Consider the following 14,538-nt stretch of genomic DNA (forward strand, 5'->3'; position numbering starts at 1 on the left):
TCATCGCGTTTCAGATCGATGCTGGCCAAGGCCTTGATCGCCTGCAATTCAATGTGATGCGCCTGTAATGCCTGATCGAGCAACGCCCGCAGCGTGCCGACGGGGCAGCCGCGCTGGCAGCCCAGGCCGACCACCAGGGTCGGCGCTGTGCTGTCATCGGTCATGCGTGGTATTGGCCATCGCTTTTGCGGCGGAACAACCAGGCGCTGATCAGGCCCAGGGCCAGCCAGAACGCAACGTTGGTCAGCTGCGAAGCGATTTTGAACTGAGCTTCCAAAGCCTCCGGCGCGAGCATTGAATGCACTTCCGGTTGTGGTGCGCCGATGATGTGCGGCACCGCCAGAATCGCCACGCCGAGGACTTTCATCAGCCAGTGACGGCTGAAGACAATCAGCGCGATACCGACCGCAGTGGAAGCGGCCGTACCGATCCACCAGATTTGCCGTTGCGCCAGATCGGCGGCGGCAGTGCCCGGCAATTCAGGCGGCAGGCCGAGGGTCGGCGCCAGCACGAAGGTCGCGTAACCGGCCAGGCCCCAGAGCAGGCCTTGAGAGGTTTTGCTCGGTGCGCGCAAGGTGTAGAGGCCGGCGAGCATCAGGGCGAAACCGACAGCAACCACCAGGTTGCCGCCGGTGGTCGACAGCACGCGCTGCCAGCCGTCTTCCGGTTCCCAGGCTTCGGCGTCGTGGGTGTGGCCGGCCATGGCGCTGGCGTCGTGTTCGTGGACTTGAACGGCTGCGGGTTCGGATTTTTCGTAGGTCTCAGCCTGCAAAATCAACGGGGCCACCCAGAAACTTTGCAGCAGGGTCAGCAACAGGGCGGCCAGCAGCCCGGTGAAACCTGCGGTTTGCGCAATACGCTTGATCATGTCGGCAGGTCTCAATGGCACGGGAACGCGGAACTGTGACGGGTATCGTGCGCGGCGTTGTGTACCGCTTCGATGTGCGAGAAACCGGCGAAATACACCAGGCACGCGCCAAGGATCGACGCACACACGGCGGCGGTCAGGCGTTGAGTCAGGGTCGTGGTGCTACTTGCAGTTGTGTGGCCGGTGCTGCTGATGATCGACATGGCGCATCCCTCTGGTCTGTCAGCGGGTGAATAGAGCGCATGCAGGACTTCTGCGAATCGGGCGCGCAGAAGTGCTAACAGCGCCCGCCCACCGCGGGTTTGTTATTCAGTGACCCTAATGATCACCGTGTGTTGCGGGCCGGTCTCCGGGCTCACGAGGGGTCAAGGCTGGCGCCTGGACCTGCAAGCATCACCTTCCCATGCCGAACTGCTGGCACAGTGGTTTTGATGCTTCGCTCGCTTACCGTTGCGGGGGCAGCACCGGACTGACATGGCCTTGAGTAAAGCACATGATTCACCGGTTTCCCGTTTCACCCTGTGAAGGGCACCCGTAACAAGGCGTGTAGGAGAGCATGGCCCGGGGTTTGGCGTCAATTGGCAAGGGTTCTCAACTCCAAGGCAAGGGATATCCTGTGGCGAGGGGGCTTGCCCCCGTCGGGTTGCGAAGCGACCCCAACACCAGACGCCGCGGTTTCTGCAGTCAGACCGTATGCGCATGGATGACGACGGCTTCGCCGCCGAACGGGGGCAAGCCCCCTCGCCACAGAGCCGAACGCGGGCAAGCACCTAGCCACAGACAAGCGCAAGACATTGACCCGCCCCAGCGCGATGCGTAGCCTTGCGCATTCGAGGTTCTTCGGCATGTGCCGAAGCTAAGAAGGGAACGCGGTCGATGCCGCGGCTGCCCCCGCAACTGTGAACGGTGATGTTCGCTGCCACGCCACTGCCAACCTGTCCGACAGGCTCGCGGGAAGGCGCAGCAAACGCCAGTCTAGCGACCGGCACACCGTCAGCCAGGAGACCTGCCTCGACACAGATTCTCACTACAACCGGGCGGGGTGATCCGGTGGCGAATGCTTCCGCGCGCACGCCTGTGCCGCAGCGGTTGTCGTCCCGTATGCCCGCCACCTTGCCAAAGGGCATCCGATGAAAACACTGGCCAAACTCCCCGTCACCATCGTTACCGGCTTCCTCGGCTCGGGCAAAACCACGCTGCTGCGCCACATGCTCGACAACGCGCAGGGCCGCCGCATCGCGGTGATCGTCAACGAGTTTGGCGAGCTGGGCATCGACGGCGAAATCCTCAAGCAATGCTCGATCGGCTGCACTGAAGAAGAAGCCAACGGCCGTGTCTACGAATTAGCCAACGGCTGCCTGTGCTGCACCGTTCAGGAAGAATTCTTCCCGGTGATGCGCGAACTGGTGGCCCGTCGCGGCGACCTCGACCACATCCTCATCGAAACCTCGGGCCTGGCCCTGCCGAAACCGTTGGTGCAAGCCTTCCAGTGGCCGGAAATCCGCAGCGCCTGCACGGTTGACGCGGTGATCACCGTGGTCGACAGCCCGGCGGTCGCTGCCGGCACCTTCGCCGCGTTCCCCGAGCAGGTCGACGCCCAGCGTAAACTCGACCCGAACCTGGACCACGAATCGCCGCTGCACGAGTTGTTCGCCGACCAACTGGCCAGCGCCGACCTGGTCATCCTCAACAAATCCGACCTGATCAGCCCTGAAGACCTGGCTCGCGTGCGCCTCGAAGTCGCCGAAGAGCTGCCGCCGGCGGTCAAAGTCATCGAAGCCAGCAGCGGTCGCGTGCCGCTGGACGTGCTGATCGGCCTTGGCGCCGGCTCCGAGGAACATATCGACAGCCGTCACAGCCACCACGATCACCACCATGAAGGCGAGGATGATCACGACCACGATGCCTTCGATTCCATCTCCATCGAACTGCCGCAAGCCGACGAAAGCCTGCTGATGGAGGCGCTGACGCAACTGGTGGTCAAGCACGGCATTCTGCGAGTGAAAGGTTTCGCGGCGATTCCGAGAAAGCCGATGCGGCTGCTGATTCAGGGCGTGGGCACGCGTTTCGACAAGCATTTCGACCGCCAGTGGGGCGCCGACGAAGCGCGCACCACGCGTCTGGTGCTGATCGGCCAGGAACTCGACGCCACGCAACTCGAAGCGCAATTGCGCGCCGCGCTCAGCGTCTGACCCATGCACCTGCTCAGGACCCAGCCCGGCGGTTTCGTGTCGGATGACAACATCGCCGACCTGGGACAAACCCCCGCCGAGCTGGTGATCCTGTGCAGCGGCGACTCAAGCCTGGCGCTGCTCGCCGAAGCGGCGCAGCAACTGCCCGACGATTACCCGAGCGTGCGCCTGGCCAACCCGATGCAGGTGCAGAATCACGCCTCGGTCGATTTGTACGTCGACGAAGTGCTGCGCCACGCCAAGCTGATTTTGATCTCGCTGCACGGTGGCATCGGCTATTGGCGTTACGGCGTCGAGCGTCTGGTGCAGTTGTCCGAGCAGGGTGTGCAGCTGATTCTGGTGCCCGGCGATGATCGTCCGGACCCGGAACTCAGCGACCTGAGTACCGTGGTGGCCGAGGACCGCGACCGGCTCTGGCAGTTTTTGCGGCAGGGCGGCATGAACAACGCGCTGGAGTTTTTCCGCTGTCTGGCCAACCGCTGGCTGGGTCGCGATTACGCCTGGGACGAGCCGCGCACCTTGCCGCGCACGGCGATTTACCACCCGCAAAAAAGCCCCGCTGAACTGAAGGATTGGCAAGCCGACTGGCTCGCCGATCAACCCGTCGCGGCTGTGCTGTTTTACCGCTCGCATTTGCAGGCGGCCAATACTGGGTTTATCGATGTTTTCTGCCAGCGCTTGCAGGCGGCCGGGCTGAACCCCTTGCCAATTGCGCTGGCCAGCCTGAAGGAGCCCGGCTGCCTGACGGTGGTCGAGGATTTGCTGGATGAAGTCGAGGCCGGGGTGATTCTCAACACCACCGGTTTCGCCCAGTCGAGCCCCGAAGCGCCGCACCTGCGGCCGTTTCGGCGCAATGTCCCGGTGATTCAAGCGATCTGTGCCCAAGACAATGAACCCGGCTGGCGTGCCAGCGAACAAGGCCTCGGTCCCCGTGATCTGGCGATGCACATTGCGCTGCCGGAGCTGGACGGACGAATCATCAGCCGACCGATCAGTTTCAAGGATCTGGCGTGGCGCAGTGAGCGCAGTCAGTCGGACGTGGTGTGTTATCGCGCGCAACCGGAACGCATGGATTTTGTCGCCGAACTGGCGCGGCGCTGGATCGACCTGGCGCGCGTGCCGAACAGCGAAAAACGCATCGCACTGATCCTGGCCAATTACCCGACGCGCGATGGGCGTATCGGCAACGGCGTCGGTCTCGACACGCCGGCGGCGGCACTGAATATCCTGCGTGCGTTGCATGCCGAAGGTTATCCGCTGCCGGCCGAACTGCCCGACAGCGGCACGGCGTTGATCCAGCAATTGCTCGGCGGCGTCAGCAACGACCTCGACACCCTCGACCAACGCCCGTGCATGCAGAGCCTGGCGCTGGACGCTTACCTGCTGATGTTCGACGCACTGCCCGAAGCCAATCGCCAAGCGGTTCTTGAGCGCTGGGGATCGCCAGAGCAGGATCCGATGTTCCGTGGCGGACGAATGATGATCGCCGGCCTGCGCCTGGGCCTGACCTTCGTCGGCATTCAACCGGCGCGCGGTTATCAGGTCGATCCGAGCGCGGTGTATCACGACCCGGACCTGGTGCCGCCGCACGGCTACCTGGCGTTTTACTTCTGGCTGCGCAACACCTACGGCGCCCACGGCGTGATCCACGTCGGCAAGCACGGCAATCTCGAATGGCTGCCGGGCAAAGGCGTCGGGCTGTCCGAGAGCTGCTGGCCGGACGCGCTGCTCGGGCCGCTGCCGAATATCTATCCGTTTATCGTCAACGACCCGGGCGAGGGCGCCCAGGCCAAGCGCCGCACCCAGGCAGTGATCATCGATCACCTGATGCCGCCGCTGACCCGTGCCGAAACTTATGGGCCGCTGCGCAACCTTGAGCTGTTGGCCGACGAATATTACGAAGCGCAACTGCTCGACCCGCGTCGCGCCCGGGAGTTGCAACGCGACATCCTGCAACTGGTGCGCGAGACGCACATTGATCGCGAACTGCAGCTGGACGAGAAACTCGACAGCGATGCCGATGCGGCGATCTGGTTGCCGCGCCTGGACACCTACTTGTGCGATTTGAAGGAATCGCAGATTCGCGACGGTTTGCATATTTTCGGCGAGTCGCCGGCCGGGCGCTTACGCATCGATACGTTGCTGGCGCTGTTGCGTATTCCCCGTGGCGACGGGCGCGGTGCGCAATCGAGCCTGCTGAGGGCGTTGGCCAAGGCGTTCGAGCTGGGGTTCGATCCGCTCGATTGCGCGTTGGCGCAGCCGTGGACCGGTGTGCGTCCCGATGAGCTGCAATCGATCAGCGCCGAAGCCTGGCGCACGGCAGGCGATACCCGCGAGCGCCTGGAACTGTTCGCCGCGCAACTGATCACCCAGACCTGTAACAGCGATCCCCTGTGGCGAGGGGGCTTGCCCCCGTTGAACTGCGCAGCAGTTCCATCTGTTGATGCCGCTACGCGACCCAAAATGGGCAAGCCCCCCCAGCACAAAATCCCGCTCCCACAGGGCACCAGTTGGGCCGATGTGAAGGCGATCATCGACGGCCTTCGCGAAGTCGTCGCCCCACGCCTGGACGCCTGCGGCCCCGCCGAAATGCGCGGTTTGCTCGATGCCCTCAACGGTCGTTTCGTCCCGGCCGGTCCGAGCGGCGCGCCCAGTCGCGGTCGTCTGGACGTGCTGCCGACCGGGCGCAATTTCTATTCGGTGGACGTGCGCAACCTGCCGACCACCACGGCGTGGCGCATCGGTTTCCAGTCGGCCAACCTGATTCTTGAGCGGCACCTGCAAGACCATGGCGATCATTTGCGCCAGCTCGGGTTGTCGGTCTGGGGCACGGCGACCATGCGCACCGGCGGCGATGACATCGCGCAGGCCATGGCGCTGATGGGCGTGCGTCCGGTCTGGGCCACCGGCAGCCAGCGCGTCGACGACTTTGAGATTCTGCCGCTAAGCGTGCTCGACCGTCCGCGCGTGGACGTGACCTTGCGTGTCTCCGGGTTCTTCCGAGATGCCTTCGCCAACCTGATCCGGCTGTTCGACGCCGCCGTGCAAGCGGTCGCCGCGCTGGACGAGCCGGACGACCTCAACCCGCTGGCCGCCAAAGTACGCGCCGAGCGGGAAGCGTTGATGCAGTCGGGTCTGGCTGAGGACGCGGCGAGGCGTCAGGCAGGCTGGCGCATCTTCGGCGCCAAACCCGGTGCTTACGGCGCGGGCGTGCAGGGTGCCATCGACGGTCGTTTGTGGCAAAGCCGCGACGATTTGGCCGAGGTCTATCTGAATTGGGGTGGCTACGCTTACGGCGGGTCCGACGAAGGCACCGCCGCCCGCGAACAGTTCGCCCAGCGTTTGAGCCAGGTGCAAGCGGTGCTGCAAAACCAGGACAACCGCGAGCATGACTTGCTCGATTCCAACGACTATTACCAGTTCCAGGGCGGCATGCTCGCCGCCGTGGAAAGCCTCAGCGGTGAAACGGCGGCCAGCTACCATGGCGATCACAGTCAACCGGACCTGCCGAAGATCCGCACCCTGAAGGAAGAGCTGAATCGGGTGATCCGCTCGCGGGCAGCGAACCCGAAGTGGATCGACGGGGTGAAGCGTCATGGCTATAAAGGTGCGTTTGAGCTGGCAGCGACGGTCGATAATCTGTTCGCCTTCGACGCCACCACGCAATTGATTGACGATCACCAGTACGCGTTGCTGGCGGACGCGTATTTGCTGGACCCGGCAACCCGGGATTTTGTGCGCGAACACAACCCCCATGCCTTGCGCGACATGACCGAGCGGATGCTCGAAGCCCAGCAGCGAGGGCTGTGGAAAGAGCCGGGCGAATACCGCGAGGCGCTGGAAAATCTGTTGCTGGATATAGAAGAAGACAGCTAATGCGCCCGCTCCCACAGGGATGAAGGTGCTGCGGATGGATCACCGACCATGACTGAGTATTTACGATGACCGACACCCCGCATTTTCCGCTCTGCGCCGTGGTCGGCGCCGATGACCTGAAGCTCGCGCTGTGCCTCACGGCCATCGACCCGAAGATCGGCGGCGTGCTGATCGAAGGCCCGCGCGGCATGGCCAAATCGACCCTGGCCCGAGGTCTCGCCGACCTGATCGCCAGCGGTCAATTCGTCACTTTGCCGCTGGGCGCCACTGAAGAACGCCTGATCGGCACCCTCGATCTCGACGCCGCCCTGAGCGAAGGCCGGGCGCAGTTTTCCCCCGGCGTTTTGGCCAAGGCTGACGGCGGCGTGCTGTACGTCGATGAAGTCAATTTGCTGCCCGATCACCTCGTCGACCTGTTGCTCGACGTCGCCGCCAGCGGCACCAACCTAATCGAGCGCGACGGCATTTCCCATCGTCATTCGGCGAAGTTTGTGCTGATCGGCACGATGAATCCGGAAGAGGGCGAATTGCGGCCGCAACTGCTCGACCGTTTCGGTCTGAACGTCGCCCTCAGCGGCCACACCGTACCGAGCGAGCGCGGGCAGATCATTCGGCGTCGACTGGATTTCGACAGCGACCCGCAAGGCTTCTGTGCACATTGGGAACCGGCGCAACAGGCGCTGCGCTCACGGTGTGAGAAGGCGCGCGGCCTGCTGGCGAGCATTGCGCTCGACGACGACGCACTGGCACAGATTACCGAACGTTGTTTTGCGGCCGGCGTCGATGGCTTGCGCGCCGATTTGGTCTGGTTGCGGGCGGCGCGTGCGCACGCGGCATGGCGCGGAGCGAGCGCCATTGCCGAAGACGACATCGACGCGGTCGCTGAATTCGCCTTGCGCCATCGGCGCCGCGAACAGACGCCGCCTCCACCGCAAGCCCGGCATCAGGCACCTTCCAGCGCCAACTCCAACCCCGACGACGGTCAAGGCCAGTGGGGTGAAATGCCTGCTCAGGCGCTGCCGGTCGGCGCTCGACGTGAAGTGCCGAGCTGGCCAAAAAAGCCCTAGGCATTCGCCCTCGATCTGACGCGGGGGCGAATGCCAAAGCCCGCGCCGGACGGCTGGACAATGGCCAACAAGGCAAGCGCCATGCCGCGCGCAGTGGCTCGATCAACTGGCCCGGCACTTTGCTGGAGGGGCGCCCGCGTCAGCGCCAAGACCTGCTGTTTCATCTGCGCACCCGTTCGCCCCATGAACTGTGGCTAGTGATCGTCGACGCTTCGGCGTCGACTCGGCGTTACCAGGCCTTGAGCGATGCCAAGGGTTTGCTCGCGCAAATGTTCGACGACGCCTATCGCCAGCGAGCGCGGCTGGCGTTGCTGACTGCCAGCGGTCTCGCGCCGACCTGGCAGGTACAAGGGCTGAAGGCCTCGAAGGGCTTACGCCACTGGCTCGATGACCTCGGCGCCGGTGGCGGCACGCCACTGCTCGCGGCACTGAGTGAAGCGGGGCGCTGGTTGACGACTCGGCGCAAGCGCTTTGCGGCGGAACAGCACCGCGTGTTGCTGGTGACGGATGGGCGAGTGAAAGAGTGGTCGACGCTGCCGGCGCTTGAGTGTCCGGGCCTGTTGATCGATATCGAGCGCGGGCCGATTCGGTTGGGGAGGGCGAAGCAGCTTGCCGCTGAATTAAAGGCTGAGTATCGGCACATTGATGAGCTGGTTTCAGGCTGAGCGTGGTGTTGCCGCTCAGGGCCTCTTCGCGAGCAAGCCCGCTCCCACAATGGATCTGCGAACGCTGCAGCTTCAATGTGGGAGCGGGCTTGCTCGCGAAGGGCGCGACTCGGTCTTTAGCGCAACCAGTTAGTCCGCGCCAACTCGATCACCTCATCTCCACGCCCGCTCATCACCGCTTTGAGCATGTACAAACTGAAACCCTTGGCCTGTTGCAGCTTGATGGTCGGCGGCATCGCCAGTTCCTGAGTGGCCGTCACCACATCCACCAGCACCGGCCCGTCGTGTGCCAGAGCCCGGCGCAAGGCCGGCTCCAGGTCGTCGGACGCCTCGACTCGAATCCCGAGAACGCCCATGGCGTTGGCCATCGCCGCAAAGTCCGGGTTGTGCAGGTCGGTGCCGGTATTCAGCAAGCCGCTGGATTTCATTTCCATGGCGACGAAGCCCAGTGAGGCATTGTCGTAGACGATGATTTTCACCGGCAATTTCAACTGCGCCAGCGAGATGAAATCCCCCATCAACATGCTGAAGCCACCGTCGCCGGACAGCGAGATCACCTGCCGGCCGGGAAACGCCGCTTGAGCGCCGATGGCCTGGGGCATGGCGTTGGCCATCGAGCCGTGGTTGAACGAGCCAAGCAGTCGACGTTTGCCGTTCATTTTCAGGTAGCGCGCGGCCCATACCGTGGGCGTGCCGACGTCGGCGGTGAAGATCGCGTCATCGTCGGCCAGTTCGCTGAGCAGGCGCGTGAGGTATTGCGGATGAATCGGTCGCCCCGGCGCTGAAGGTTGAGCCAGCTCATCCAGACCCTGGCGGGCTTTCTCGTAATGCTTGAGCGACGCCTCGAGAAAGCTCCGGTCGCCACGGTACGGCAGGCGCGGCAGCAACGCGGCGAGCGTTTCACCGACATCGGCGGCGATGCCCAGGTCCAGTGTGGTGCGCCGGCCGAGCGCTTGCGGGTCGTGGTCGATCTGGATGATCGTCGCGTTGGTGGGGTAGAACTGGCGATAGGGGAAATCAGTGCCGAGCATCACCAGCGTGTCGCAATTGAGCATCGCGTGGTAACCCGAGCTGAAACCGATGAGCCCGGTCATGCCGACGTCAAACGGATTGTCCCACTCCACGTGTTCCTTGCCGCGCAACGCATGCACCACCGGTGCGCCGAGGGCATCGGCCAGCGCCACCACTTGATCGTGGACGCCCGCGCAACCGGCGCCGCACATCAGCGTCACGGCTTTGCTCTGGCCCAGCAGTTCGACCAGCCGATCCAGGTCCTGCGGTGCGGGCAGGGTGCGTGGTTGTGAAAGGGCCGGCCAGGGTTTGAGGTGGTTTTCAACTTCCTGCAACGCCACGTCACCGGGGATGACGATCACCGCGACGCCACGGTTGAGGATCGCACTGCGCATTGCCCGGTGCAGCACCTGCGGCATCTGCGCCGGGTTGCTCACCAGTTCGACAAAGTGGCTGCACTCCTTGAACAGTTCCTGCGGGTGGGTTTCCTGAAAGTAATTGAGGCCGACTTCCGAGGACGGAATCTGCGCCGCAATGGCCAGCACCGGCACATGGTTCTTGTGGCAATCGAACAGTCCGTTGATCAAATGCAGATTGCCCGGCCCGCAACTGCCGGCGCACACCGCCAACTCACCGGTCACCGCGGCCTCGGCACCGGCGGCGAAGGCGGCCACTTCCTCGTGGCGCACATGCATCCACTCGATGCTGTCCATGGTGCGCAGCGCCTCGGTCAGGCCGTTGAGGCTGTCGCCGGTCAGGCCCCAGATGCGTTTGACGCCGGCCTGTTCAAGGGTGGTTGCCAGTTGCTGGGCAATGGTGATTTTCGCCATGGGGTGCTCCAGTGATCGATGAGTAATCCTTAAAGTTAGAAGAAGATAACCCAACGACGACGATGACTCACCCCGATGTCAAATTACTTGCCCATTGCCTGACGGTACTGACGCGTGCGGCGGCCGATGTACACACGGTCGAGCAGCAACGCCCAGACCGCCCAGACGTCGGGCCGGGGTTTGCGGCCACGGCTGAGGCGCTGCAACTGGAATTTGACCACTGCCATGTTTGCCAGGGCGGCCAGCGGTTTGCGCTTCCACTGGATCGGCGGCAATTGTGGATGACTGTTGCGGCCTTCGCGCCAGTGTTTGGCCAGTTGCGGTTCGAGCGCCATTGCGGTGCCGATCCCGGCCATGGCAATGCCGCTGTCGAGCACTTGTTCGACGATGGCCAGGCGTCGAATCCCGCCGGTAACCATCACCGGCATGCGCGCCACGCTGGCCAGTTCGCCGGCCATCTCCAGGAAATACGCTTCCCGTGCCAGGGTTCGGCCGTCACGGGCTTCACCTTGCATGGCCGGAGCTTCGTAGCTGCCGCCGGAGAGTTCGAGCAAGTCAATCTGCTGGTCGTTGAGCCACTGGATCACTTGCCGTGCGTCGTCAGCGTCGAAACCGCCGCGCTGGAAGTCGGCGGAATTGAGTTTTACTGCCACGCAAAATTGCGGCGATACGGCCTTGCGCACGGCGGCGACCACTTCCAGCAGCAGGCGCGCGCGGTTCTCCAGCGAGCCGCCCCAGCGGTCGGTGCGGCGGTTGGTCAATGGCGACAGAAACTGACTGAGCAAGTAACCGTGCGCCGCATGAATCTGCACCCCGGTGAAACCGGCCTGTTCGGCGAGGGCCGCGCTGGTCGCGAAACGGGTGATGACCTCGGCGATGTCGTCGTCGGACATCGGTTTTGGTTCGGCGAACATCTTTGAGAACGACCCCAGGTCCAGCGCCACTGCCGACGGCGCCCACGCTTGCTGACCCAGGTTGGCCATGGTCTGGCGGCCTGGGTGATTCAGTTGCATCCAGAACTGCGCGCCGCCGGTCTTGCCAATGTCGGCCCACTGACGGAACCGCTGAATGTCGCGCGCGTCTTCCAGCACTACACCGCCAGGCCCCGTCATGGCGCGGCGGTCGATCATCACGTTGCCGGTCAGCAACAGCCCGGCTCCGCCCTCGGCCCAGGCGGTATACAGGCGCAACAAGGCCGCGGACGGCGCTTGTCCGGTGTCGGCCAGGTTCTCTTCCATCGCGGCTTTGGCAATGCGATTGCCGATTGTCTGGCCGTTGGGCAAATTCAACGCTTGGAAGGGCGACATGCTTGACTCCTCATCAGTGAAGGGCAGAGGCTAAGCTTAAAGTTAACTTTAATGTCAAGCAGGCAAATGAGGCCGCAATGAAAATTGGTGAATTGGCGCAGTTGAGTGGGTTGAACGCATCGCGTATCCGCTTTTACGAGGCTCAGGGCTTGATCCATCAAGTGGAGCGGCTGGCGAACGGCTACCGGCGTTATCCGCCCCAGGTGCTGCAAACCCTGAAGATCATCCAGTGCGCGCAGCAGGCCGGCTTCACGCTGGACGAACTCAAGCGGTTGTTACCCGACACCGCGACCGGTGAGTTCAAGCACGATGAATTGCTGGCCAGCCTTGAACGCAAGGTCGGGCAGATCGAGGCGATGCAACTGCACCTGGCGCAAAGCAAGGGGCAGTTGCTGGGGTTGATTGAAAACATCCAGGCGCGGCCCGACGGCATGGCCTGCGATGCGAATGCCGAACGGGTGTTGGCGTCGTTTCAGCATTAGTTCTGATTGTTGCAGGCATCGCCAAAGGCTTCGTAGCGCAGCACATGGGTGATGCCCATGGTGTCGACATACGTCATCTCGCGCTGGCCGATGCCGCAGTAATCGCCGCCGGTCACGTTGACCACCTTCGCGATGTTCAGCGGCGTCGAGTAGGTGTAGTCCTCGATCGTTGGCATCCCGGAATTATTGACATTGGACGCGGCGGCGGCACCACTCAGGGTGATCAGGAACAGGGCAGACAGAATGCGTTTCATGATGGGCTTCTCGCAGTGGCTACTGAACGATTTCAGTGGTAGTACGACGAGCCCCGTCAATGTTTATTCCCTTGCCGCTCAAAAATGTTCTGCGAAGTGGCTGCGTTACAGATTCTGTAATGATTTCCGGTTGTGGGAATTATCTGCACTTCCTGTAAGATCCAAGTCCTTTTTTCCCTCAGGATTTGCATGAACACCCTTTTGGAGCCTCCCGGTTATCCCTTCATCTCGCGCATTCGCGCAACCTTGAAGCACCTGAAACATCCGGCCTTTCGCCATTCAAACTCCCTTGTCATTGCAACCCAACGGCCTCTGCGCCGCGCTTTGCCGTGTCTGGCATTCTGAATTCACTGAAGAGATCGAGACGTTTTTATGGAATGGATAGCTGACCCCACCGCCTGGCTGGGCTTATTGACGTTGATCGTGCTGGAGCTGGTGCTCGGCATCGACAACCTGGTGTTTATCGCGATCCTCGCGGACAAATTGCCGCCCGAGCAGCGTGACCGGGCGCGGCTCATCGGTCTGTCGCTGGCGCTGATCATGCGCCTGGGCCTGCTGGCGAGTATTTCGTGGCTGGTGACCCTGACGCAGCCGCTGTTCGAGGTATTCGACAAGAGTTTCTCCGGCCGAGACTTGATCATGCTGTTCGGCGGCGTGTTCCTGCTGTTCAAAGCCACGATGGAATTGCACGAGCGGCTGGAAGGCCATGTCGGTCAGCGCTCGACCAACGCCGCGTATGCGATGTTCTGGCCAATCGTCGCGCAGATCGTGGTGCTGGATGCGGTGTTTTCCCTGGACGCGGTGATTACCGCCGTGGGTATGGTCGATGAGTTGGCGATCATGATGATCGCGGTGATCATTTCCATCGGCCTGATGATCGTCGCCAGCAAGCCGCTGACTCGCTTCGTCAACGCACACCCGACGGTGATCATGCTGTGCCTGGGCTTTTTGATGATGATCGGCTTCGCGCTGACCGCCGAAGGCCTGGGTTTCCACATTCCCAAAGGCTATCTGTATGCGGCCATCGGTTTTTCAATCCTGATCGAAGTGTTCAACCAGATCGCCCGGGCTCGTCGCAAGAAATCCATGCAGGGCGTGCGGCCGATGCGCGAGCGCACCGCCCACGCGGTGCTGCGTTTGCTGGGCGGACGCCAGTTGGCGGTGGAGGAAGTCGGTGAGGAAATTGCCGATATGCTCGACAACGGCGAAGCGCCGAGCGAGGAACTGTTCGACCGTCGTGAACGGGTAATGATCAGCGGCGTGTTGCAACTGGCCGAGCGGCCGATTCGCACGCTGATGACGGTACGTGCCGACGTCGATCACATCGATTTGACCGACGATGCGGAAACTATTCGTACACGCTTGATGCATTCGTCCTACTCGCGCCTGCCGTTGATTCGTGACGGCGCCGTCGATGAGCCGTTGGGCTTCGTGCACAAAAAGGAACTGCTGAAGGAATACCTGGCCGGCAATGAGCCGGACCTGGAGCAGTTGGCGCGCAAGACCATCAACTTGCTCGATAGCTATTCGATCCTGAATGCGCTGGAGCAGATGCGCCAAGCCTCGACGCACATCGCGTTCGTGGTCAATGAATTCGGCGACTTCGTCGGTGTGCTGACCATGACCGACATTCTTGAATCGATTGCCGGCGAGCTGCCCGATGCCAGCGAAATCGAAGGCCCGGACGTGGTCGAAGAGCAGGGCGGATTCGTGGTCAGTGGCGCGTTGAACCTGACGCGGGTTCGCCAGCGCACCGGATTCGCCGCTGAACCGACCGAGGACTACCAGACAATGGCCGGGTTGGTGGTGAGTCTGCTAGATCGATTGCCGATGAAGGGCGACAGCCTGGAATGGCAAGGCTGGCGGATGACGGTCATGGCGGTGGAAGAGCGGCGGGTGGTGCGGGTGTTGCTGGTGCGCCTCGCGGGATGATTTTTCATTGAGCTGAAGGCCCGTTCGCGAGCGTCTGCGTTCCAACTGAGGGAG

Annotated in this window: 12 protein-coding genes and 2 riboswitches; of the genes, 6 read left to right on the top strand and 6 right to left on the bottom strand. The window is 62.7% G+C overall.

Annotated features, from left to right (window positions below; genetic code table 11):
• The 3 genes from ACQKP4_RS14270 to ACQKP4_RS14280 form a co-directional block, all read right to left on the bottom strand.
• Positions 1-164, bottom strand: a 164-nt coding sequence (locus tag ACQKP4_RS14270) for a cobalamin biosynthesis protein (protein ID WP_427634140.1), incomplete at its 3' end; no start/stop codon positions are given.
• Complete coding sequence (locus ACQKP4_RS14275) at positions 161-868, bottom strand: CbtA family protein (RefSeq protein ID WP_427634075.1); 708 nt, start codon at positions 866-868, stop codon at positions 161-163. The genes ACQKP4_RS14275 and ACQKP4_RS14270, both read right to left, overlap by 4 nt.
• An 11-nt stretch (positions 869-879) precedes the next feature.
• Positions 880-1,071 (bottom strand): CbtB domain-containing protein, encoded by a 192-nt coding sequence (locus ACQKP4_RS14280; RefSeq protein WP_427634076.1) that lies wholly within the window; start codon positions 1,069-1,071, stop codon positions 880-882.
• A 120-nt stretch (positions 1,072-1,191) separates the two neighbouring features.
• Positions 1,192-1,419: riboswitch (cobalamin riboswitch) on the bottom strand.
• A 265-nt stretch (positions 1,420-1,684) separates the two neighbouring features.
• A riboswitch (cobalamin riboswitch) is annotated at positions 1,685-1,896 on the top strand.
• 102 nt (positions 1,897-1,998) lie between these two features.
• On the opposite strand from ACQKP4_RS14280, the gene cobW reads away from it, so the two are divergent.
• From cobW to ACQKP4_RS14300, 4 genes are all read left to right on the top strand, one after another.
• On the top strand, positions 1,999-3,060 hold the full coding sequence (gene cobW / locus ACQKP4_RS14285; RefSeq protein WP_427634078.1) for a cobalamin biosynthesis protein CobW: 1,062 nt from the start codon (positions 1,999-2,001) through the stop codon (positions 3,058-3,060).
• Between the two features lie 3 nt (positions 3,061-3,063).
• Entirely contained in the window at positions 3,064-6,936 is a 3,873-nt protein-coding gene (gene cobN / locus ACQKP4_RS14290) for a cobaltochelatase subunit CobN (protein ID WP_427634079.1), read from the top strand.
• A gap of 65 nt (positions 6,937-7,001) precedes the next feature.
• Positions 7,002-8,003, top strand: a complete 1,002-nt coding sequence (locus ACQKP4_RS14295) for an ATP-binding protein (RefSeq protein WP_427634081.1) — start codon at positions 7,002-7,004, stop codon at positions 8,001-8,003.
• Between the two features lie 2 nt (positions 8,004-8,005).
• On the top strand, positions 8,006-8,668 hold the full coding sequence (locus ACQKP4_RS14300) for a vWA domain-containing protein (RefSeq protein ID WP_427634141.1): 663 nt from the start codon (positions 8,006-8,008) through the stop codon (positions 8,666-8,668).
• A gap of 116 nt (positions 8,669-8,784) precedes the next feature.
• On the opposite strand, the gene poxB is transcribed toward ACQKP4_RS14300, so the two are convergent.
• Entirely contained in the window at positions 8,785-10,509 is a 1,725-nt protein-coding gene (poxB, locus tag ACQKP4_RS14305; protein ID WP_427634082.1) for a ubiquinone-dependent pyruvate dehydrogenase, read from the bottom strand.
• A gap of 83 nt (positions 10,510-10,592) precedes the next feature.
• The gene (locus ACQKP4_RS14310; RefSeq protein WP_427634084.1) at positions 10,593-11,816 is read right to left on the bottom strand and encodes an NADH:flavin oxidoreductase/NADH oxidase family protein; all 1,224 of its coding nucleotides are present in this window, start codon (positions 11,814-11,816) and stop codon (positions 10,593-10,595) included.
• A 77-nt stretch (positions 11,817-11,893) separates the two neighbouring features.
• Between ACQKP4_RS14310 and ACQKP4_RS14315 the strand changes: the two genes are divergently transcribed.
• Positions 11,894-12,298, top strand: a complete 405-nt coding sequence (locus ACQKP4_RS14315; protein WP_427634085.1) for a MerR family transcriptional regulator — start codon at positions 11,894-11,896, stop codon at positions 12,296-12,298.
• On the opposite strand, the gene ACQKP4_RS14320 is transcribed toward ACQKP4_RS14315, so the two are convergent.
• Complete coding sequence (locus tag ACQKP4_RS14320) at positions 12,295-12,552, bottom strand: DUF2790 domain-containing protein (protein ID WP_427634086.1); 258 nt, start codon at positions 12,550-12,552, stop codon at positions 12,295-12,297. The genes ACQKP4_RS14315 and ACQKP4_RS14320 overlap by 4 nt on opposite strands.
• 372 nt (positions 12,553-12,924) lie before the next feature.
• Here ACQKP4_RS14320 and ACQKP4_RS14325 point away from each other — a divergent pair, with 372 nt between their 5' ends.
• Complete coding sequence (locus ACQKP4_RS14325) at positions 12,925-14,484, top strand: TerC family protein (RefSeq protein ID WP_427634087.1); 1,560 nt, start codon at positions 12,925-12,927, stop codon at positions 14,482-14,484.
• Positions 14,485-14,538: the final 54 nt, after the last annotated feature.

This window comes from Pseudomonas sp. NPDC086278 (assembly GCF_050280905.1).
In the GTDB taxonomy this organism is placed as follows: domain Bacteria; phylum Pseudomonadota; class Gammaproteobacteria; order Pseudomonadales; family Pseudomonadaceae; genus Aquipseudomonas.

What these genes read in the sequence shown, in the direction of transcription:
- ACQKP4_RS14320 (WP_427634086.1), bottom strand. Translation starts at nt 12,552, where the DNA reads ATGAAACGCATTCTGTCTGCCCTGTTCCTGATCACCCTGAGTGGTGCC.
- ACQKP4_RS14315 (WP_427634085.1), top strand. Translation starts at nt 11,894, where the DNA reads ATGAAAATTGGTGAATTGGCGCAGTTGAGTGGGTTGAACGCATCGCGT.
- ACQKP4_RS14325 (WP_427634087.1), top strand. Translation starts at nt 12,925, where the DNA reads ATGGAATGGATAGCTGACCCCACCGCCTGGCTGGGCTTATTGACGTTG.
- ACQKP4_RS14295 (WP_427634081.1), top strand. Translation starts at nt 7,002, where the DNA reads ATGACCGACACCCCGCATTTTCCGCTCTGCGCCGTGGTCGGCGCCGAT.
- ACQKP4_RS14310 (WP_427634084.1), bottom strand. Translation starts at nt 11,816, where the DNA reads ATGTCGCCCTTCCAAGCGTTGAATTTGCCCAACGGCCAGACAATCGGC.
- poxB (WP_427634082.1), bottom strand. Translation starts at nt 10,509, where the DNA reads ATGGCGAAAATCACCATTGCCCAGCAACTGGCAACCACCCTTGAACAG.
- ACQKP4_RS14280 (WP_427634076.1), bottom strand. Translation starts at nt 1,071, where the DNA reads ATGTCGATCATCAGCAGCACCGGCCACACAACTGCAAGTAGCACCACG.
- cobN (WP_427634079.1), top strand. Translation starts at nt 3,064, where the DNA reads ATGCACCTGCTCAGGACCCAGCCCGGCGGTTTCGTGTCGGATGACAAC.
- cobW (WP_427634078.1), top strand. Translation starts at nt 1,999, where the DNA reads ATGAAAACACTGGCCAAACTCCCCGTCACCATCGTTACCGGCTTCCTC.
- ACQKP4_RS14275 (WP_427634075.1), bottom strand. Translation starts at nt 868, where the DNA reads ATGATCAAGCGTATTGCGCAAACCGCAGGTTTCACCGGGCTGCTGGCC.